14 protein-coding genes are annotated in these 20,155 nt (G+C 76.1%); 4 read left to right on the top strand and 10 right to left on the bottom strand.

Annotated features, from left to right (window positions below; translation table 11 throughout):
* Positions 1 to 109 precede the first annotated feature (109 nt).
* On the bottom strand, positions 110 to 787 hold the full coding sequence (locus tag ACFC0B_RS14210; RefSeq protein WP_030300497.1) for a response regulator transcription factor: 678 nt from the start codon (positions 785 to 787) through the stop codon (positions 110 to 112).
* Positions 780 to 2,117: a PspC domain-containing protein gene (locus tag ACFC0B_RS14215; RefSeq protein WP_376086381.1), complete on the bottom strand. Its 1,338-nt coding sequence runs from the start codon at positions 2,115 to 2,117 to the stop codon at positions 780 to 782. The genes ACFC0B_RS14210 and ACFC0B_RS14215 overlap by 8 nt, the downstream gene beginning before the upstream one ends.
* Positions 2,118 to 2,379: 262 nt before the next feature.
* Here ACFC0B_RS14215 and ACFC0B_RS14220 point away from each other — a divergent pair, with 262 nt between their 5' ends.
* Both ACFC0B_RS14220 and ACFC0B_RS14225 read left to right on the top strand, forming a co-directional pair.
* Complete coding sequence (locus ACFC0B_RS14220; protein ID WP_376086083.1) at positions 2,380 to 3,906, top strand: PspC domain-containing protein; 1,527 nt, start codon at positions 2,380 to 2,382, stop codon at positions 3,904 to 3,906.
* Positions 3,903 to 4,130 (top strand): hypothetical protein, encoded by a 228-nt coding sequence (locus ACFC0B_RS14225; RefSeq protein WP_376086084.1) that lies wholly within the window; start codon positions 3,903 to 3,905, stop codon positions 4,128 to 4,130. The genes ACFC0B_RS14220 and ACFC0B_RS14225 overlap by 4 nt, the downstream gene beginning before the upstream one ends.
* Positions 4,131 to 4,149: 19 nt before the next feature.
* Here the strand turns inward: ACFC0B_RS14225 and ACFC0B_RS14230 are convergent, their stop codons facing one another.
* The 7 genes from ACFC0B_RS14230 to ACFC0B_RS14260 all read right to left on the bottom strand — a co-directional run bounded on the left by ACFC0B_RS14230 (position 4,150) and on the right by ACFC0B_RS14260 (position 16,574).
* Positions 4,150 to 5,244, bottom strand: coding sequence for a Rieske (2Fe-2S) protein (locus tag ACFC0B_RS14230; protein WP_376086086.1), 1,095 nt, complete (start codon positions 5,242 to 5,244; stop codon positions 4,150 to 4,152).
* 195 nt (positions 5,245 to 5,439) lie between these two features.
* Positions 5,440 to 7,035, bottom strand: a complete 1,596-nt coding sequence (guaA, locus tag ACFC0B_RS14235; RefSeq protein ID WP_376086088.1) for a glutamine-hydrolyzing GMP synthase — start codon at positions 7,033 to 7,035, stop codon at positions 5,440 to 5,442.
* Positions 7,036 to 8,074: 1,039 nt separating this feature from the next.
* Positions 8,075 to 9,655, bottom strand: a complete 1,581-nt coding sequence (locus tag ACFC0B_RS14240) for a hypothetical protein (RefSeq protein ID WP_376086090.1) — start codon at positions 9,653 to 9,655, stop codon at positions 8,075 to 8,077.
* Positions 9,656 to 9,968: 313 nt separating this feature from the next.
* Positions 9,969 to 11,759 carry a GMC family oxidoreductase N-terminal domain-containing protein gene (locus ACFC0B_RS14245; protein WP_376086092.1) on the bottom strand — a complete coding sequence of 597 codons (1,791 nt, stop codon included), beginning with the start codon at positions 11,757 to 11,759 and terminating at the stop codon, positions 9,969 to 9,971.
* 54 nt (positions 11,760 to 11,813) lie between these two features.
* A complete protein-coding gene (locus ACFC0B_RS14250) occupies positions 11,814 to 13,457 on the bottom strand; it encodes a succinic semialdehyde dehydrogenase (RefSeq protein WP_376086094.1) in 1,644 nt (547 codons plus the stop codon).
* A 79-nt stretch (positions 13,458 to 13,536) separates the two neighbouring features.
* Positions 13,537 to 15,318 (bottom strand): protein kinase, encoded by a 1,782-nt coding sequence (locus tag ACFC0B_RS14255; RefSeq protein ID WP_376086096.1) that lies wholly within the window; start codon positions 15,316 to 15,318, stop codon positions 13,537 to 13,539.
* A gap of 173 nt (positions 15,319 to 15,491) precedes the next feature.
* Positions 15,492 to 16,574: a hypothetical protein gene (locus ACFC0B_RS14260; protein WP_376086098.1), complete on the bottom strand. Its 1,083-nt coding sequence runs from the start codon at positions 16,572 to 16,574 to the stop codon at positions 15,492 to 15,494.
* Positions 16,575 to 16,768: 194 nt separating this feature from the next.
* Here ACFC0B_RS14260 and ACFC0B_RS14265 point away from each other — a divergent pair, with 194 nt between their 5' ends.
* Positions 16,769 to 17,317: an SHOCT domain-containing protein gene (locus ACFC0B_RS14265; RefSeq protein WP_376086100.1), complete on the top strand. Its 549-nt coding sequence runs from the start codon at positions 16,769 to 16,771 to the stop codon at positions 17,315 to 17,317.
* Positions 17,318 to 17,339: 22 nt separating this feature from the next.
* On the opposite strand, the gene ACFC0B_RS14270 is transcribed toward ACFC0B_RS14265, so the two are convergent.
* Positions 17,340 to 19,193, bottom strand: a complete 1,854-nt coding sequence (locus ACFC0B_RS14270; RefSeq protein WP_376086102.1) for a protein kinase — start codon at positions 19,191 to 19,193, stop codon at positions 17,340 to 17,342.
* A gap of 255 nt (positions 19,194 to 19,448) precedes the next feature.
* On the opposite strand from ACFC0B_RS14270, the gene ACFC0B_RS14275 reads away from it, so the two are divergent.
* Positions 19,449 to 20,069, top strand: a complete 621-nt coding sequence (locus ACFC0B_RS14275; protein WP_376086104.1) for a hypothetical protein — start codon at positions 19,449 to 19,451, stop codon at positions 20,067 to 20,069.
* The last annotated feature ends 86 nt before the right edge of the window (positions 20,070 to 20,155 follow it).

Below are 20,155 nucleotides of genomic sequence, written 5' to 3' on the forward strand. Positions count from 1 at the left end.
CGCCGACAAGCCCGCCCGGCCCTTGACAGGACCGGGCGGGGCCGCAGGACGGCGGGGTGGCGGGACGGCCCGCCCGGCCCGGCCGGCGCGCTCGGACCGGCCGGCCCGCTCAGACCAGTCGGCGCGCGGTGGCCCAGCGGGTCAGCTCGTGCCGGTTGCTCAGCTGGAGCTTGCGCAGCACCGCCGAGACGTGGCTCTCCACCGTCTTCACCGAGATGAACAGCTGCTTGGCGATCTCCTTGTACGCGTAGCCGCGGGCGATCAGCCGCAGCACCTCGCGCTCGCGCTGGGTCAGCCGGTCCAGGTCCTCGTCCACCGGCGGGGTGTCGGTGGCGGCGAAGGCGTCCAGCACGAAGCCGGCCAGCCGGGGCGAGAACACGGCGTCCCCGTCGGAGATCCGGAAGATCGCGTCGACCAGGTCGGTCCCGGTGATCGTCTTGGTGACGTAGCCGCGGGCGCCGCCGCGGATCACCCCGATCACGTCCTCCGCCGCGTCCGACACCGAGAGCGCCAGGAAGCGCACTCCCCCCGGATCGCCCATCAGCCCGGCCGAGCGGCGCAGCACCTCGACGCCGCCGCCACCGGGCAGGTGGACGTCCAGCAGCACCACGTCGGGCCGCGTCTCGGCCACCACCCGGACCGCGGACTCCACGTCGTCGGCCTCGCCGACCACGTCGATCCCGGTCGTCTCGGTGCGCCCGATCTCCGCCCGTACCCCCGTCCGGAACATCCGGTGGTCGTCGACCAGCACGACCCGCGCGCGGCGCTCCGGCGCTGCCTCAGTCATTCGCTCTCTCCATCTCCAGCTCGACCTCGGTCCCGCCGTCCGGCGCCGGCCGCACCCGTGCGGTGCCGCCGTTGCGCTTCATGCGGCCGAGGATCGACTCGCGTACGCCCATCCGGTCCTCGGGCACCGTGTCCGGGTCGAAGCCCGGGCCGTGGTCGCGGACGAACACCATCACGGTCCTCCCCTCGACCTCGGCGTAGACCTGGACCGGTCCCCCGCCACCGTACTTGGCCGCGTTGACGGTCGCCTCCCTCGCGGCCTGCATCTGCGCCGCGATCCGCTCGTCCATCGGGCAGTCGCCGACGATCACCACCTCGACCGGGACGCCGTGCCGGTCCTCGACCTCGGCCACCACCGCCCGCAGGCTCTCCGCCATGGTGTCCGGCGCCTGCTCGGCGACCGCCTCCGGGCGGTAGAGCCAGAGCCGCAGCTCGCGCTCCTGCGCCCGGGCCAGCCGCAGCACCTCCTTGGGGTCCTCGGCGCGGCGCTGGATGAGGGTCAGCGTGTGCAGCACCGAGTCGTGGACGTGGGCGGCGATCTCGGCGCGCTCCTGGGCCCGGATGCGGGCGGTGCGCTCGGCGCCGAGGTCCTGCCACATCCGCAGCGCGTAGGGGCCGACCAGCACCAGCACACCGGCCAGCACCGCGAGCGAGGCCTCGACCACCGAGCCGATCGTCGAGCCGCTGCCCTGGGTGGCGAGGAAGGCGATGATGCCCGCCACCACCAGCAGCACGCCCACGCCGACCCGGGTGTAGGCGCCGCGCCGCTTCTCGCCCTCCTCCAGGCCGAACCAGCGCTGCCAGCGCGAGTCGTCGGCCTGCCGCCAGACCAGCGCCACACCGACGCCGATCGCCAGCAGCGGCCAGGTGTACGGCTTGGCGGTCTGCACGTTGAGCGCGTTGAGCAGGGCGATCACACCGATCACCAGCATCACCAGCGCGGCCAGCTGGCCCAGCCCGCCCTGCCGCTGGCCCGCGGACGCGGAGCCGGAGGCACCGGCCCCCTCGCCCGCCTCGACCGGCTCGCCGCGCAGGGCGTGCTGCAGCACCTCGCGCAGCCGGCCGATCCACCCGCCGCGCCGGCCGCCCTTGCTCAGCTCCCCGCCGCCGCCCGACTGCCAGGAGCCGACCGGGACGAAGGCGCCGTTCACGTACACCCAGTGCGCGCCGGCCCGCGGCTCGCCGATGCCGATCGGCACCACGAACCAGAACGCCGCGTAGAGCAGCGCGCCGAGGCCCTGGGCGAAGAACAGCACCACGAAGGCGATCCGCACCCAGCTGACGGGCAGTCCGAGGTGCACGGCGAGCCCGTGCGCGACGCCGCCGAGCATCCGCCCCTGCGGGCTGCGGTACAGCCGGCGGTACGGCGGTTTCCCGTCCGCGGGCGCGGCCGGGTCGCCGCCCCCGGACGGCGCTGGCTCGGGGGCGAGGGGGCGGGGGTCGGAACCGGGTGCTGCCACGGCACCGATGGTTCCACGCGGGCGGACCCGGACGCATCAGGGTGTGGCCCTGACCCTTATCAGGGACAAGTCAGGGTCCGAGCAGGGACGGGACCGGTTGGGCGGGGGTCCGGCACCCACCAGGATGGTGGCCATGACCGAAGACCACCGCGCAGAGGAGCTCCACGAGGCCGGGACGAGCGCCCCGCCCGCGCCGGACCGACCCCCGCTGACCCGGGCCGAGCACCACCGCGTGGTGGCCGGCGTCTGCGGCGGCCTCGGCCGGCACCTGGACATCGACCCGGTGGTGTTCCGCGTCGTGACGGTCGTGCTCTGCCTCTCCGGCGGCCTCGGCCTCTTCCTCTACGGCCTGGCCTGGCTGATCGTGCCGACCGAGCCGGGTGCGGACGGCAAGGGCGGCCGCTCCGGCCGCACCGAGCTCCAGCGGGTGCTCACCGGCCGGGTGGACGGCCAGTCGGTCGGCGCGGTGCTGCTGACCGTGATCGGCACCGGCGTCTTCTTCTCCTCGATGGGCGACGGCGACCAGCTGTTCCCGCTGCTGCTGCTCGCCGGGCTGGTCTTCCTCGCCGTCCGCTACGACCCCGAGCGGCGCCGCGGCGGCCGGATCCGCGGCCGCCGCCACCGGCACGGCCACCGCCACGGGTTCGGGGACGGCGACGGCGGACCGCAGGGCGGCCCGTACGACCGGTACTTCCCGGACGCCGCCCCCTCCGCCGGGACCGCCGAGAACGGCTACCGCTGGCCGCGCGAGGAGCCGGCCGCGGCCGAGGAGGCCCGCGCCCGGCACGCCGCCGCGCGCGAGGCCGGCACCGTCCCGGCCGACACCCCGCACGCCGGCCCGTCCGGCTACCTGTGGGACCCGCGCCACCCCGAGCGCGACCCGTACGGCGGCACCGCCCCGACCCCGCCGCCCGGCGCCCCGGCCCGGCCGTGGTGGCAGCGCACCGACCTGCCGCAGGGCGACCCGCTGCGCAAGGAGACCGGCCCCGTCCCGCCGAGCCCGCCGGGCCCGCCGCCCGCGCCGCGCCCCCCCGTGGTGGTGCACCGGCGCGAGCGCTCCCCGCTCGGCCTGATCGGCCTGCTGCTGGCGGTGGGCGCCGCCAGCGCCGTCTGGTCGGCCTCGGCCGACGGCGGGGGGACGGTGCGGGCCGGCACCGTGCTGGCCACCGCGCTGCTGGTGATCGGGCTGACCCTGCTGCTCGGCGCGAAGTTCGGCCGGGCCCGCCGGCTGGTGGTCCCGGGCCTGCTGCTCACCGTCGCGCTGACCGCGATCGGCGGCTCGTCGGTCACCACCCGGAACGTGGCCGGCGACCGCAGCTGGACCGTCGCCACGGCCGCCGAGCTGCAGCCCAAGTACTCGCTGGGGGTCGGCTCGCTGCGCCTGGACCTCAGCGCGATCGACCCGGCCGGCGCGACCCTGGCCACCACCGCCGAGCTCGGCGCCGGCGACCTGACCGTGACGGTGCCGTCGGGCGTGACGGTCAACGTGCGCAGCGAGATCGGCCTGGTCGAGGTCCGCGTCACGGGCCAGGACGGCTACGACGACGGGCCGGGGAAGCGCACCTACCAGCTGCTCCCGGCGAACGGACAGGCATCCAAGGGCACGCTCGACCTCACGCTGAAGGTCGGGCTCGGCAACATCAAGGTGGTCCAGCAGTGAGGAAGCACCAGCTCGACCTGTTCTCGCTGATCGCCGGGGGGCTGTTCACCGCGATCGCGGTGCTCTACCTGGTGGCGGCGGTGAACGATGTCTCGGTGAACGGCCGGATCGTCATCCCGGTGACCTTCATCGTCCTGGGCCTGGGCGGCCTGGCCGGGGCGGTGGCGGCGGCGGTGCGCCGCTCCCGGCCGGAGGACCACGGCCCGGACCGGGGCGCGTCCTAGCGGCTGTCCCGGGGCCGTCCTAACTCTCCAGCGGCCCCAGGCGCAGCTTGTCGCCCTCCTTGGTGACCCGATACTTCGGCAGCGGCTTGGTCGCCGGGCCGTTCACCACCGCACCGGTGGCGGCGTCGAACCGGGAGCCGTGGCAGGGGCAGTAGAGCTTGCCGTCCTTCGGCGCGTCGACCGCGCAGCCGGAGTGCGTGCAGACCGAGGAGAACGCGCAGTACTGGCCCGCCTTGGGCTGCACCACGTAGACCGCGTCACCGCTGGCCGGGTCCTTGACCTGGGCCGAGCCGCCGACCGGCACGCTCGCGGCGTCCACCGTGACCGGCGCGGCGGCCGGCGCCGGGACGGCGGACTGCTTCGCCTTCGCGTCCGCGCCGGGCTTGTCCCGCCCGAAGGTGGCGGTCAGCGAGCCGGTGAGCAGTCCGGCGCCGCCCATCGCGACCGCCGCGATGCCGCCGTCCATCAGGGCCCGGCGCCGGACGTGGTCCTCGCGCAGGCCGCGCCTCCGGTCCCGGGCGGCGCGGCGGGCGAGGTAGCCGTCCACCGAGAGGTACGGGGTGCCGGCCAGCACCAGCGGCGTCCAGGCCATCAGGTAGGCGAGGTCGTTGCCGAGGTAGTAGGGCGCGACGGTCCAGCTGACGGTGAGCCAGAGGGTGAGGTTGATCAGGGCCCCGCCGGCGGCGGCGAGCCGGCCCCAGAGGCCGAGCAGGGTGCCCAGGCCCACCGCCAGCTCGCCGAAGGCGACCAGCAGGGCGAACGGGGTGGGGTGGGACAGGGCCGGGCCGAGCAGGAAGTCGATCGGGCTGGAGCCCTTGACGGCCCGGGTCTGCGAGACGAACGAGGCCGGGTCGCCGGCCCCGGCCAGGTAGTGGCTGTCGGAGAGCTTGTCGAGCGCCGCGTAGACGAAGGTGACGCCGAGGAAGATCCGCAGCGGCAGCAGCGCCAGCCGCGAACCGGCCGCCTTCCAGGCGGCGATCCGACCGGCCCGGCCCGGGCCCGCGCCGTCAGGAGTGCCTGGGGTGCCGGGTGCCGGTCCGGCCGCGCCCTCGCCGGTCGTCCCGGCACCGGCCGCACCCGGCCCGGCCGCCACGGAGCTGCTGGCCTCCGCCATTCCCCACACCTTCCCTCACCGGCCCGTCACCGCCTGACAGGTCCGGACGCATTCTGCCCGCTCGTGAGCGCTTTCGGTGGGAGGGCCCACCTGGCGGGTGCCGTCCACCGCGAACGGCCGCGCCGTCGAACCCTGGTACGGGATCGACGGCGCGGCCGTTCAAGCCGGTTCAGGACCGGCCGGGGCGGGGAGTGCTCACTCCCACTCGATGGTGCCCGGCGGCTTGCTGGTGCAGTCCAGCACCACGCGGTTGACGTCGCGGACCTCGTTGGTGATCCGGGTGGAGATGCGGGCCAGCACGTCGTACGGCAGGCGCGACCAGTCGGCCGTCATGGCGTCCTCGGAGGACACCGGGCGCAGCACGATCGGGTGGCCGTAGGTGCGGCCGTCGCCCTGGACGCCGACGCTGCGGACGTCCGCCAGCAGGACCACCGGGCACTGCCAGATCTCGCGGTCCAGGCCGGCCGCGGTCAGCTCCTCGCGGGCGATCGCGTCGGCCTCGCGCAGCAGGTCCAGGCGGTCCCTGGTGACCTCGCCGACGATCCGGATGCCCAGGCCCGGGCCCGGGAACGGCTGGCGCTGGACGATCTCCTCCGGCAGGCCCAGCTCCTGGCCGACCATCCGGACCTCGTCCTTGAACAGCTTGCGCAGCGGCTCGACCAGCGCGAACTGGAGGTCCTCGGGCAGGCCGCCGACGTTGTGGTGGGACTTGATGTTGGCGGTGCCGGTGCCGCCGCCGGACTCCACCACGTCCGGGTACAGGGTGCCCTGGACGAGGAAGTCGACCGACTCGCCGTGCTCGCCGGCCTCGGCGATGATCTCGGCCTGCGCCTGCTCGAAGACCCGGATGAACTCCCGGCCGATGATCTTGCGCTTCTCCTCCGGGTCGCTGACGCCCTTCAGCGCGTCGAGGAAGCGCTCCTGCGCGTCGACGACCTTCAGCTGCACGCCGGTGGCGGCGACGAAGTCCTTCTCGACCTGCTCGGTCTCGCCCTTGCGCATCAGGCCGTGGTCGACGTAGACGCAGGTCAGCCGGTCGCCGATGGCCTTGTTGACCAGGGCGGCGGCGACCGCCGAGTCCACGCCGCCGGAGAGGCCGCAGATGGCGCGCTTGTTGCCGACCTGGGCGCGGATCGCCGCGACCTGCTCCTCGACCACGTTGCCGGTGGTCCAGGTGGGGGCGAGGCCGGCGCCGCGGTAGAGGAAGTGCTCCAGGACCTGCTGGCCGTGGTCGGAGTGCAGCACCTCGGGGTGGTACTGGACGCCGTAGAGCCGGGCCTCGTCGTTCTCGAAGGCCGCGACCGGCACCACGTCGGTGGAGGCGGTGACGGTGAAGCCCTCGGGGGCCGCGGAGCAGGCGTCGCCGTGCGACATCCACACCGAGTGCTCGGCCGGGACGCCCTCGAACAGGGTCGAGCCGGTGCGCGAGACGGTCAGCGGGGTGCGGCCGTACTCCCGGGCGCCGGTGTTGTCGACGGTGCCGCCGAGCGTCTTGGCCATCAGCTGGAAGCCGTAGCACATGCCGAAGACCGGCACGCCGGCCTCGAAGATCGCGCGGTCGAGCTGCGGCGCGCCGTCCTCGTAGACCGAGGAGGGACCGCCGGAGAGGATGATCGCCTTCGGGTTCTTGGCGAGCATCTCGGCGACCGGCATGCTGCTCGGCACGATCTCGCTGTAGACCCGGGCCTCACGCACCCGACGGGCGATGAGCTGGGCGTACTGGGCACCGAAGTCGACGACCAGGACGGTGTCGGTCTCGGGTGCGGACTGGACGGGAGTAGCAGAGGACACGGACGGCCTTCCGGCAGCGGTACGAAAGGTGTCGCGCGGCGCGCCCTACGGAGGGTGCACGGCGGGCGACGGGCGGGGGTCTGCCACCGAGTCTACCGGGCCGACCCGTTTCACTCGTCTGCCCGCCCCACCGGCCGTGACCGCCCCGGCCGCCGGTTCGTTGCTCCGGGCGGACCGTACGATCCGCGCCGCGCCCGCCAGACGCGTCGCCCCCGCCCCGGCCAGGGCGCCCCGTACGGCACTGCAGGACCACGCGTGGAGCTCACCCCCAGTCCACCGGCGCGCGTGGCGCCGTCGCGGAGAACCGGCCCCGGCCGGGGAGCGGCGCGCCGTGGGACCGCGCGCGGGTGCTGCGGCCGGCCAGCAGGGGACAGCGAACCCGGCCGCGACTGGACGAAGGAGGTGGGGCGGCCGGCCGCCGGGGACGCCCGGGGCCGGCCGCCGCACCCGCCGCGATCCCGGCGCACCCCGTCCGCCGTCCCCGCGCCGCCGCGCACGTCCCCGTGCGCTCCGGCCAGCACCATTACGCACCGTGATCATCACGGCCACCCCTCCGCCGACCGCCCCGGCACCCGCCGCGGCGGGCCCCCGCCGGGCCGGAGGCCGGCCCGGCCGGAAACGGCCTGTACCGAATCATGCCGAATCGGTTGCAGAGCAAGCCCTTCGTCCAGGACGATGCTGCGTGGAAGAGGTTCTCCCGATGGCCGAAGGGCTACCCGCGGAGGACCGTCCCGGTGCCGCCGAGACCCGCGGTGGCAACGACTATCGCCTCACGCTCCGTGAGCGATGGTCCGATGCGGGCATGCCCGCCGGACCGCCGCCGCGGCACTGTGCGCCCGCGCGCCGGCCCACCCCCGCCGGAGCGGCGGCGCGACCGTCGAGCCAACTCTCCCGACGGCGCTCCTCCCCCGGCGCCGTCACCCAGCACCGGCGCTGCCCTGACGCCGAGTGCTGAACGACAAAGGGCCCCGTTCCCCCGCGGGGCCCTTTGCCCTGTCCGGGACGTCCGGGACGCTTCCGGCGCGCCCCGGCGCGCGCGCTACGGCCGGCGGCTCCACACGCTGGGGTCCACCGGGCCCTCGTCCTCCGGCCGCCGCTCGGCGGGCCGCGGCCCGCCGCCCGAGCCGATCACCTCCGAGACCACCGGCCCACCGGCGGGGTACTCCCCCTCGGACTGCGCCGGCAGCTTCGCCGACGGCGCCTGCACCCGGCGGTCGCGGGCCGCCAGCAGCGGCGGAAGCGCCAGCGCGCCGACCGCCGCCCAGACGGCGTTGGCCGCCAGCAGCGTCCACGGCACCAGTGAGAGCGCCGCCTCGAACCCGGTGTCCTGGCTCCGGCCGAGGACGCGGACGGTGGCCTTCGAGGAGCTCAGCATCCCGGACACCGGCATCAGCAGGCTGAGCCCCACGGCGTACACCGCCGCCAGCCGGAGCCGGTCCGCGGCGTCCAGCCGCCGCCGGTACGCCGTCCAGCCGAGCACCGCGGCGGCGGCCAGGGCGAGCAGCCCGGTCCAGCGCCAGTCGCCGTTCGCGCCGTGCAGGTCGAAGAAGGAGTACTCGTCGACGTCGCGCGGGTCCCGGTACCAGTCCGAGTCCTCGGCGCCCGGCACCTCGCTCCTGGTCCGGAAGGTCGCCCCGGAGCCCAGCCCGAGCAGCATCAGGCCGATGTTGGGCAGGAAGGCCGCCGCGCTGCCGGTCGGCCCGCCCCCGTCGACCTCGTCACCGCCCAGGACCACGGCCACCACGAGGCCGACCGCCGACGCCAGGCCGACCGAGACCGCCAGCGCGCGGCCGGCCGCCAGCCCGGCGACCGCCCAGCCGCGCACCGCCCGGTTGCGCCAGGCCGCCCAGCGCAGCGCGTCCGTGCCGTACACGGCGAACGCGAGCAGCCCGGCGAGCAGCGCCGTCCAGCCGGCCGCCTCGATCCAGCCGGCCGAGGACTCGTAGGCGGTCCCGCCCGGCCCCCGGACGTCCGGGCCGTCCGGGCCGAAGGGGCCGCCCTCGTGCCAGCCGGCGCCGCCGGCCAGGCCGAGCAGCACGGTCACCGCGACCGCGACCGCGGCGGTGCGCACGGCCTCGCCGGCCGCCTGCCGGCGGGTCTGCTGCTCGCCGGTGCGCTCCTGGGCGCGGCGCGCCCCGAGCCGCAGGCCGAGCCAGAGCGCGAGCAGCCACAGCACGGTGACGGTCAGCGGAACCGCGCGGACCAGCACCTCGGTGCCGCCCGCGAGGTCGGGCCGGCCGCCGGTGTCGACGTGCAGCCGGAACGGCGCGCCGAGGGCGCCGAGGACGATCGCCAGCGCGGTGCCGAAGCGCTTGCCGTAGGAGGGCGGGTCGAGGAGGCCGGTGTAGGGGAAGAAGCCCACCGGGATCGCGACGACGAGCGCGGCCAGCAGCAGCACGGCGGTGGGCGCGACGACCGCGCGCAGCGCCGGGCGCCAGTCGGCGCCGGTCAGCAGGGCGAGCGCGGCGGGCCGGCCGGCGGCCGGGTCGTACGGCCGGCCCGCGCCCCAGGGCCCGCCGGGGGCCGGCGGACCGGGCGGGGCGGCCGGGGGCGCCGGGGGCAGCACCGGCGGCGGCAGGTCGGCGGACGGCGCGCCGGACGGCGGCGGCGGCGGTGGCACGGAAGGCGGCGGCGGTGGCGGTGGCACGGAAGGCGGTATGGAAGGCGGAACGGAGGGCGGCGGTGGCGGCAGGACCGGCGGCGGCACCAGCGGCCTCCCGCAGGACGCGCAGCCGAGCGCCCCCTCCGCCGAAGCCGCGCCGCAGGATGCGCAGATGGACATGGACCGCGTCCCCCCGTCCGAACGAACGATCTCCTGGTCCCCCAGGGCGCCCCTTTTCTCCCATCGGGTACGGACGGCTGTCAACCGGCCACGCGCCGCCGGAAGGGCGCCGGGACGCTCCCGGCCGTGCGCCCGCCCGGCGGCCCGCGGGTCAGGCCTGCTTCTTCGGCACCTCCGGCACCGCCAGCAGCGGCAGCCGCAGCGCCCCGAACGCGCCGTCCGGCACCGCCGGGGCGGCCGGCGGGACGGCGGCGACCCGGCGGTAGTCCTCGCCGGGCGCCGGACGGGCGTCCGGCTCGCCCTTGTTGGGCCACATCGACATGGCCCGCTCGGCCTGCGCCGTGATGGTCAGCGACGGGTTGACCCCGAGGTTGGCGGAGACCGCCGCGCCGTCCACCACGCTGATCCCGGGGTACCCGTGGAGCCGGTGGTACGGGTCGACGACGCCGGTCAGCGGGGAGTCGCCGATCGGGCAGCCGCCCAGGAAGTGCGCGGTCATCGGGATGTCGAAGATCTCGCCGACGCTGCCGCCGGGGAAGCCGTTGATCTCGTCGGCGAGCGCCCGGGCGCCGCGCTCGGCGGCCGGGATCCAGGTCGGGTTGGGCGCGCCGTGGCCCTGGCGGGAGGTCAGCGCGCCCTTGCCGAGGCCCTTCTCCTTCAGCGAGACGGTGATCGAGTTGTCCAGCGACTGCATCACCAGACCGATGATCGTCTTCTCGGACCACCGGTGCTGGTTCATCGAACGGGCGAAGGTCACCGGGTGCTTGACCGAGTTGCCGAGGTAGCGCAGCCAGCGCGGCACCCGCCCGCCGCCGCGGACCTGGGCGATCGACAGCGCGCCCATCGCGTTGGAGCCCTTGCCGTAGCGGACCGGCTCGATGTGGGTGTTCTCGTCCGGGTGGATCGAGGAGGTGATCGCCACGCCCTTGGTGAAGTCCGCCCGGGCGCCGTACCGCCGGTCGGTGGTCTGCGCGCCGACCAGCGCCTCGGAGTTGGTCCGGGTCAGCTCGCCGAGCCGGGCGGAGATCCGGGACAGGTGGCCGGCCGCGCGCATCCGGTGCAGCAGCGACTGGGTGCCGTAGGTGCCCGCCGCGACCACCACCTTCGCCGCGGTGATCGTCCGCGCCCCGGCCTTGACCGGGTCGGTGGTGGAGCGGCTGTCGGTGCGCCGCACGTCCACCGCGAAGCCCTCGCCCCGCTCACGGATCCGGGCCACCGTGGTGAGCGGGTGGATCTCGGCGCCGCCCCGCTCGGCCAGGTACAGGTAGTTCTCGGTCAGCGTGTTCTTGGCGCCGTGCCGGCAGCCGGTCATGCACTCGCCGCACTCGACGCAGGCCCGGCGGGCCGGACCGGCGCCGCCGAAGTACGGGTCGGCCACCTCGGCGCCGGGGGCCGCCTTCGCCGTGCCGTCGCCGTCCTCGCCGTCGCCGAAGAAGACCCCGACCGGCGCCATGTGGAAGGTGTCGCCGACGCCCATCCGCTCGGCGGCGGCCCGCAGGTGGACGTCGGACGGGGTGACGGTCGGGTTGAGCCGCACCCCGAGCATCCGCCGCGCCTGGTCGTAGAACGGCGCCAGCTCCTCCTGCCAGTCCGTGATGTGGCTCCACTGGCGGTCCTCGAAGAACGCCTTCGGCGGCACGTAGAGGGTGTTGGCGTAGTTCAGCGAGCCGCCGCCGACCCCGGCGCCGGCCAGGATCATCACATTGGCCAGCAGGTGGATCCGCTGGATGCCGTAGAGGCCGAGCTTCGGCGCCCACAGGTAGTTGGCGACGTCCCAGGAGTTCCGGGGCAGTTCGTCGCGGTCGAAGCGGCGCCCGGCCTCCAGGACGGCGACCCGGTACCCCTTCTCGGTCAGCCGCAGCGCCGAGACCGAACCGCCGAAACCGGAGCCGACCACGACCACGTCGTAGTCGAACTCCCGGTCCTCAGCCGAACCCACCATCTGCCACTGCTCCTTCGGAAGTCGTCCACGAAACGGGGGTGCCGGCCGCCGGGGCTACCGGACGCGCAGCGCCTTCAGCATCCGCAGCCCGGCGGTCATCATCGCCGCGTACTGCCGGTCGTCCTGGCCGGGCGCGGGGGCGAGCGGCAGCAGCCGCTGGCTGGCGATCGTCTGCGCCTCGGTGAACCGCAGGATGCCCTCCGCGCCGTGCCGCCGGCCGAGCCCGGAGTCGCCCATGCCGCCCATCGGCGAGCCGGCCGAGCCGTACGCCGCGCCGTAGGCCTCGTTGACGTTGACCGTGCCGGTGCGCAGCCGGGCCGCGACCGCCCGGCCGCGCCGGACGTCCCTGGTCCAGACGCTGGAGTTGAGGCCGTACGGGGTGGAGTTGGCGGCGGCCACCGCCTCCTCCTCGGTGTCGAAGCGGTAGACCGAGACCACCGGGCCGAAGGTCTCCTCGCCGCACACCGCCATGTCCGGGGTGACGCCGTCCAGGATGGTCGGCTCGAAGAAGAACGGGCCGAGGTCCGGCCGGGCCCTCCCGCCGGCCACCAGGGTGGCCCCGGCCTTGACCGCCTCCTCGACGTGCCGGGTGGTGGTCTCCAGCTGCCGGCCGGAGACCAGCGAGCCCATGTCGGCCCCGTACGCCAGGCCGCCGCCGAGCCGCAGCGCCCGGGTGCGGGCGGCGAACCCGGCCAGGAACTCGTCGGCCACCGAACGGTGCACCAGCAGCCGCTCGATCGAGATGCAGAGCTGCCCGGCCGAGGAGAAGCAGGCCCGGACGGCGCCCTCGGCGGCCCGGTCGAGGTCGGCGTCGGCGAGCACCAGCATGGCGTTCTTGCCGCCGAGTTCCAGCGAGGCGCCGACCAGCCGTTCGGCGGCGCGCCGGGCGACGTCGCGGCCGGTGCGGGTGGAGCCGGTGAACGAGACGTAGTCGCCGTGCTCGACCACGGCCGGGCCGATCACCGGGCCGTCGCCGATCACGATCTGCCACAGGTCGGCCGGCAGGCCGGCCTCGATCAGCAGCTCGCGGGCCCAGAGCGCGGTCAGCGCGGTCTGCGTGTCCGGCTTGTTGACCACCGCGTTGCCCGCCACGAAGGCCGGCAGGGCGTCGCCGACGGACAGCTCCAGCGGGTAGTTCCACGGCGAGATGTGGCCGATCACGCCCTTGGGGCGGCGGGCCTCGATCGCCTGGGTGAGCAGCGGCACCGCGCCGAGGTGCCGCTTGTCGCGCAGGTAGGCCGGGGCGGAGCGGCCGTAGTGGCGGGCGGCGATGGCGACGGCGAGGACCTCCTCGAAAGCGTGCAGCCGGGCCTTGCCGGTCTCCGCCTGGATGAGGTCGAGCACCTCGTCCTGCCGCTTGATCAGCAGGTCGTGGAAGCGCAGCAGGACGGCGGCGCGGCGGCGGACCGGCAGCGCGGCCCAGGCCGGCTGGGCGCGCCGGGCCAGCTCGAAGGCGACCTCGACGTCCGCCGGGGTCGACTGCGGCAGGGCGGCCAGCCGTTCGCCGGTCATCGGGGCGACGGTCTCCACCACGCTGGGCTCGCCGGTGGCGGTGACCCCGGCGGCGAGCCGGGCGACCAGCGACGCCGGCACGGCCGAGGCGACGGTGCGGCCGCCGCCGGGTGCGGCGGGGTTGCGGCCCGGCGAGCCGGTGCCGGCGGGGTCGTGGGCCGTGGCAGCTGCTGTGAGGTCCGTCATGGGGCGCAGCCTAGGCGCTTCGCGCCCGATTCGGTACCCGTCGGTAACAAAAAACGGGCCGTCGGCGGCGGCCCGCCGGTCAGCGGGTGGGGGTGAAGTAGTGCAGCACCGCGTTGAAACGCTGCTCGGCCTCGTTCCACTCGCTGCCCCGCTCCGGGCTGGACGAGTAGATCGCGTAGCTGGTGCCGTCCTTGTCGATGAACTCGGCCTCGATCGCCCGGCGGCGGCCGCCCTCCTTGGCCAGGTAGCTGAACTCCCAGACCGCCGCCTCGTGGCCGTTCACCGCGACGCTGGTCAGCTTGTGCTGCTTGTACTCCTTCAGCGACTTGGAGACGGTGCTCTCCATCTGCCGCATGTGCTCCAGCGGCCGGACCGACTGGCCGACGGTGACCGCGAACTGCAGGTAGTGCACCTTGTTGTCGGGGCTGTAGTAGATCTGGTTGTCGGGCGTGCTGGTGCGCTGCCAGGCCGGGGTGCCGTCGGGCAGCGGGAAGCGGAAGCCCGCCGGGTCGTCCACCCAGCGGTAGCCGCCGGGCGGCGCGGGCGTGCCGTCGGCCTCGCCCGGCAGGGACTCGGCGGCGGTCGGAAGCGGCTTGGTGCCGCCCGGTCCGCCGTCGCGGTCCGCCAGGTAGACCGCCCCGGCGGCGCCCACGGCGAGCAGGACCGTCAGCACGGCCGCCAGGACCGGCAGCATTCGGCGGCGCTTGGCCGAACCGCGCACCGGCGCGTCGGCGTGCACCCCCAGCGCGCCCGGGCCGGTGGGCGCTCCCTCGCGGCCCTCCCGGGCCGGCTCGCCCCCGACGGCCGGTACTGCCGGCGGCTCCTCGGCCACCGCCGCGGCCGCCACCGGACGCGGCACGGTGACCGCCTCCGGAGCCGTCTCCGGCCGCCCGTCCGCCGGGCCCGGGTGCTCCGGCTCCGCCGACCCGCCCGGCTCGCCCGGCTCGCCCGACCGGTCCACCACCGGCACCGACTGGGTCGGCATCCGCACCGGCGCGACCGGCTTGAACCCCATGGTGTGCCCGGCCTGCACCTCGGCCAGCATCCGGGACGCCTCGTCCGCGGTCGGCCGGTCCGCCGGGTCCTTGGCCATCAGCGCGGCCAGCACCGGCCCCAGCGGCCCCGCCCGGCGCGGCTCCGGCAGCGGATCGCCGACCACCGCGGCCAGCGTGGTCAGCGGCGAGGTGCGGCGGAACGGCGAGTCGCCCTCCACCGCCGCGTACAGCGTCGCCCCGAGCCCCCAGAGGTCGGAGGCCGGGCCCGGGCGCTCGCCCTGCGCCCGCTCCGGCGCCAGGTAGTCCGGCGATCCGACCAGGTCGCCCGGCCGGGTCAGCTCGGCCGAGCCCTCGTACGTCGCGATCCCGAAGTCCAGCAGCACCGCCCGCCCGGTCCCGTGCTCCAGCAGCACGTTGGCCGGCTTCACGTCCCGGTGCAGCACGCCCAGTTGGTGGCCCCGGTGCAGGGCGGCCAGCACCTGGCCGCCCACCTCGGCGGCGGCGCGCGGCGGCAGCGTGCCGTCCTGGCTGATCACGTCGGCCAGCGAGCGGCCGTCGACCAGCTCCATGACGATCCACGGCCGGCCGTCCTGCTCCAGCACGTCGTGCACCGTGATCACGCCCGGGTGCTTGATCCGGGCGGCCGCGGCGGCCTCCCGCTTCATCCGGGCGTGCAGGATCTGCAGCTCCTCCTCGGGGAGGTGGTTGACGGTCAGCTCCTTGACCGCGACCTCGCGGTCCAGCATCCGGTCCCGGGCCCGCCACACCGTGCCCATCCCGCCGCGGCCCAGCCGCTCGCCCAGCTCGTAGCGCCCGGCCAGCAGCCGCTCCGCCTCGGCCGACTCCGGCCGGTCCTGCGCGCCCATCCGCGACCGCTCCCCCTCATCCACCTGCCGTCACCGCGACGGAGGGCCCGGCGCAGACCACTCGGTGCAGACCGCTGAATCGAACAAATCCCACGGACACATTAGGCGCCCCGGTCGCCCCCGGGTAATCTCCCCCACCCGCCACCGTGGCGACCATGGTCCCACCGGCCCCGTCAGCCTGCGAACAGCACGACGGCCACCACGCCGAGGACCAGCAGCAGGAACACCCCGCCGACCAGGACCGGGCCCAGCATCGCCGGCGGGATCCGCGGCGGCCGGGCCGGGCCGGCCGCCTCCACCCGCGACCGCTCCGCCCCCGCCGCACCGCCGCGACGGGCCGCACCGCGCCGCGCGGCCGGACGGCGCGGCTCCGGCACGGGCAGCACCGCCCGCTCGCCCGCCGTCGGCTCCGGCGCGCCCGCCAGCAGCTCCGCCAGCTCCAGCCGGATCTCCGCCGCCGTCGGCCGCCGTGCCGGATCGGGCTGCACCAGCCGCTCCACCAGCGGCCCCAGCGGCCCGCACGCCTCCGAGGGCACCCGCCGCCCCTCCCGCACCGCCGTCACCAGCTCCGGCACCCCGCTCTCCGGGTACGGCGCGCGGCCGGTCGCCATCCGGTGCAGCAGCACCCCGAGCGCCCAGCAGTCGCCCGCCGGGCCGCCGTCCAGCGGCCAGCGCTCGGCCACCGGCCCGACCAGCTCGGCCCGGACCTCGTAGCGGCGCCTGCCGCCCGGGCCGCCCAGCTCCTCGGCCAGCACCTCCTCGGCCACCCCCGGCAGCAGCCCGCCCAGCAGCGCCGCGCCGTCCTCGCAGACCAGCACCGAATCCGCGGTCAGGTTCCCGTGCGCCAGGCCTACGTCGTGCAGCGCCCGCAGCGCCGCGGCGAGGTCGGCCGCCACCTCCGCCGCCCGGTACGGCGGCAGCGGGCCGTCCGCGAGCACCTCGGCCAGCGGCCGCCCGGCCGGGCCCTCCTCGACGGTCCGGAGCAGGTCGCCCTCGACGAACGCCCCGGCCCCCTGCAGCAGTCGCGGATGCCGCGGCGCGGCGGCACCGACCTCCGCCACCCGGCGCACCAGCCGCTCCCCGCGCACCGGTTCGGCGTCGTCCTCCTGACCCACGGTCAGCCGCGCCGGCAGCTCCCACGCACGCAGCCGTACGACCTCGCCGCTCCGCTCGTCCACGGCGAACGCACTCGGCGCCCCCGGACGGTCGATCAGCCGGTAACGCCCCGCCAACACCTGCCCCGGGCCCGCTCGCATGCGTGTTCCTCTCCGCTCACCGCCAAGCCTAAGGCGTGTCCGACGATTCCCGCCGGGCGTGCGACGCCGGGGCACGCGCGCCCCCGGCCCGCGGCCGCGGGAACCGCACGCCGATCCGACCCGGGTGGTCGGACGCGCCTCGGGCCCTCCCCGCCCGCGGAAGGCACCGCGCGACGGCGGACTACCCTCGCTCCATGGACTGGACCGATCTGATCGACGCGGCCTTCGACGTGGCCGGCAACAGCAACAAGGACAACCGGGACGCCGCCCTGCGCTCCGTCGAGGCGAACGTCGCCCCCGAGGAGCGGCCGGTAGCCTCCACCGCCGGACGCCACCCCGACCACTTCCGCAAGGGCGTCCTGGTCCTGACCACCCACCGGCTGCTCTTCCTCAAGGACGGCAAGCCCCCGGTCCCGGTTCCGCTGGAGGCGGTCACCGACGCGACCGTCACCCGGACCCGGATCAACGGCGAGGTACTGCTGGTGGTCGCGCTGACCGGCTCGCACCGCTTCGAGGACGTGGTCAAGGCGGAGGTCTTCGCCGAGCAGCTCCGCGCCACGGCCCGACTGGCCCGCGAGGCCTCCCGGAAGGCACTGGCCGCCCCGGCCCCCACCGGCCCCTCGCCCGCCGCCTCCTCCGGCACCGAGCTGCTGGACCAGCTGGAACGGCTGGCCGCCCTGCACACCGCCGGCGCCCTCACCGACGAGGAGTTCACCCGCGCGAAGCAGCGCCTGATCGGCTGACGACCGGCGGTCGGGGCGGGCCTCAGGGCGCGGGCTGGAAGGTGTCGAACGCGGTCTGCCGGGCCTGGGCGTTCTGCGGCGCGGCCCAGTCCGCGTCCGGCGTGGTCCAGTAGATCGCGTAGCCGTACTTGGCCGGGGAACCGGTGACGAAGCCCCGGTTCAGCGAGTGCGACCGCGAGCTGCCGCTGATCCACTCCCAGTCGGCGGCGTTGGTCCACTCGCGGTAGGCGACGGACTGCAGCTGCACCCGCTGGTAGTTGGTCACCTGGCCGCGCAGCCCCGGCTCGGCGTCCTGCCAGTCGGCGAGCGCGCTGGGCCCCGGCGTGGTCGTCCACTCGATCCGCAGGGTGCTGCCGTTGCCCTTGAAGGTGCGGCGGATCGACTCCGAGCCCGACGGCTGCAGCCAGTCGGGCAGCACGATCGAGAAGCCGGCCGGGTCCTTGTACTCGTGGTACCCGGCCGGCACCACGGCCCCGGTGGCCGTCGGGGTCGGTGTGGGCGTGGGCGTCGGGGTGGCGCTGGGCACGGGCGCGGGCTCCGCCGCCGTGCTCTCCGCCGGGGCGGCGCCCTCCGGGGTCGGCGCCGGCGCCGCGTCGCCCGGCGTGACGTCCGCCGCCGCGGTGCCGCGCGCGCCCTCCGCCGAACCGTCGCCGGAGTCGCCGAGCGCCTGGACCAGCGCGACCACGCCCGCGATCAGCAGCAGCACCACCACGACCGTCGCCACGGCGAGGCGCCGCCGGCCGGTGCGCGGGTCCGCCCCGGCCGCCTGGGTCGCGCCCAGCGTCCACTCACTGGTCACCGGCCGGGCCGCCTCGGTCTCCGGGCCCGCGGCCCCCGACGGCTCCGAGGGCCCCGCCGGCGCCGGGGGTTCCGACGGCCCCGCCTTCTCCTTCGCCCCCGCGGGCGCCGCCGGCGGCTCCCCGCTCCCGGCGTCCCCGGCCCGGCTGCCCACCCGGACCGTCCCGAGCAGCCCGCCGACCGACCGCTTCTTCCCGCCCTCCGCGACCGGCACCGCCTGCTCGGTGGTCGACTCGGCCCGGGCGGTCGCCTCCGCGACCACCCGCTTGAGCATCGACCGGGTCTGCGAGGCGGTCAGCCGCTCCGCCGGGTCCTTGGCCAGCAGCCCCTCGATCACCGGAAGCAGCGGCCCGGCGTTCGCCGGAGCGGTCAGCTCCTCCGTCATCACGGCCGTCAGGGTGGCCAGCGCCGAGCCCCGGTCGTACGGCGGACGGCCCTCGACCATCGCGTACAGGGTGCCGCCCAGCGACCACAGGTCGGCCGGCGGTCCAGGCTTCTGGCCCTGGGCCCGCTCCGGGGAGATGTACGAGGGCGCGCCGACCAGCATGCCGGTGGAGGTCACCGAGGTGTCGCCCTCCACGCTGGCGATGCCGAAGTCGGTGAGCACCACCCGGCCGTCCTCGCCGATCAGCACGTTGGACGGCTTGACGTCCCGGTGCAGGATGCCGAGCGCGTGCGCGGCGCTCAGCACGCCGAGCACGTCCAGCGCGATCTCCGCCGCCCGGGCCGGCGCCAGCGGCCCGTCCTCCCGGACCACGTCCGCCAGCGAGCGCGACTCGACCAGCTCCATGACGATCCACGGCCGGTCGTCCTCCTCGACCACGTCGAAGACGGTGACCGCCGAGCTGTGCCGGATCCGCGCGGTCGCCTTGGCCTCGCGGAGGGTCCGGACGATCAGCCGGTGCTTCTCGTCCTCCTCCACGCTGGCGTTCATCCGCAGTTCCTTGACCGCGACCGTCCGGCCCAGCATCTCGTCCTCGGCGCGCCAGACGGTACCCATGCCGCCGCGCCCGAGCACCGCGTTCAGCCGGTAGCGTCCGGCCAGGAGGCGGCCGGTGGAACCCTGCGCCTGGGTCATTTCGGAACGTTCCCCCATGTGCTGCTGGCGGTCGTGGTGACGGCGTGTCGGACCGGCGTCGGGCCCGAACGCCCAAGCCTCCATCATCCCCTGTCACGCGCGTCCCCGACCACCCGGCCCCCGGCCACCCTGGCACGCCCCCCGGTCCGGGGCGGCGGTCCGTGCCCGATCTGTGATCGAAAACTCTGTCGACCCCGATCCGGCCCCTGCTACCGTTCGGCAGCTCACCGTCTTTCCGGGGGGAACACGACGTCCATGACCGCATCCGCACCGGGCTCTGACGGCCGGTCGGGCCGACCGCCCACGGCCTCGCACTTCTCGGTCGCACCGGAACCGGAGACCCCCGAGGGGTACGTGGCCCCCGGCATGCCCGGCGCCCCGGTGGCCGGTTACCGCCCCGCCGACCCGGCCGCCCCCGCCGCCGACCCGGCGGCCGACGGCACCGGCAGCGCCGGCGGCACCCCGCGGCGCGGTCGCCCCCGGTACCGGCCGGGCCCGGCCGTGGCGCTGGCCGTGCTCGCGATGCTGGCCGGCGCCGCGGCGCTCGGCTGCGCGCCGACCCGCGCGGAGGCCACCGTCGGCTGGCTGGCCATCGCCCCGGCCGCGGCGGTCGCCTGGCCGCTGGGCCGGCTCGGCGGCCCGGGCCGGCTGCTGCCGCCGCTGGGCGCCCTGCTGGCGTCCGGCGCGCTGTTCCTCGGCCAGGTGCTCGCCGGGGCCCGCCGGCTGCACGCGCTGGCCGGCACCGGGTACGGCGAACTGCTGCACGACGCCCTCCCGCTCTGGCGCGACGGCCGCCGCCCGCTGGACCTGGTCTTCTACGGCATCGCCGTGATCGGCGGCTTCCTGCTGACCCGCCGCGCCGCCACCCGCCAGTAGCCGCCCGCCGGTGAACGCCCGCCGGTGGCCGCCCGCTCCCTCCGGACACGGCACGGGGCCCCCGTCGCGCGGTGCGACCGGGGGCC

It is taken from the genome of Kitasatospora sp. NPDC056184 (genome assembly GCF_042268405.1).
In the GTDB taxonomy this organism is placed as follows: domain Bacteria; phylum Actinomycetota; class Actinomycetes; order Streptomycetales; family Streptomycetaceae; genus Kitasatospora.

Coding starts and splice junctions, on each gene's coding strand:
- ACFC0B_RS14210 (WP_030300497.1), bottom strand. CDS start 787: ATGACTGAGGCAGCGCCGGAGCGCCGCGCGCGGGTCGTGCTGGTCGAC.
- ACFC0B_RS14215 (WP_376086381.1), bottom strand. CDS start 2,117: ATGCTCGGCGGCGTCGCGCACGGGCTCGCCGTGCACCTCGGACTGCCC.
- ACFC0B_RS14220 (WP_376086083.1), top strand. CDS start 2,380: ATGACCGAAGACCACCGCGCAGAGGAGCTCCACGAGGCCGGGACGAGC.
- ACFC0B_RS14230 (WP_376086086.1), bottom strand. CDS start 5,244: ATGGCGGAGGCCAGCAGCTCCGTGGCGGCCGGGCCGGGTGCGGCCGGT.
- ACFC0B_RS14245 (WP_376086092.1), bottom strand. CDS start 11,759: ATGGTGGGTTCGGCTGAGGACCGGGAGTTCGACTACGACGTGGTCGTG.
- ACFC0B_RS14250 (WP_376086094.1), bottom strand. CDS start 13,457: ATGACGGACCTCACAGCAGCTGCCACGGCCCACGACCCCGCCGGCACC.
- ACFC0B_RS14255 (WP_376086096.1), bottom strand. CDS start 15,318: ATGGGCGCGCAGGACCGGCCGGAGTCGGCCGAGGCGGAGCGGCTGCTG.
- ACFC0B_RS14260 (WP_376086098.1), bottom strand. CDS start 16,574: ATGCGAGCGGGCCCGGGGCAGGTGTTGGCGGGGCGTTACCGGCTGATC.
- ACFC0B_RS14265 (WP_376086100.1), top strand. CDS start 16,769: ATGGACTGGACCGATCTGATCGACGCGGCCTTCGACGTGGCCGGCAAC.
- ACFC0B_RS14270 (WP_376086102.1), bottom strand. CDS start 19,193: ATGACCCAGGCGCAGGGTTCCACCGGCCGCCTCCTGGCCGGACGCTAC.
- ACFC0B_RS14275 (WP_376086104.1), top strand. CDS start 19,449: ATGACCGCATCCGCACCGGGCTCTGACGGCCGGTCGGGCCGACCGCCC.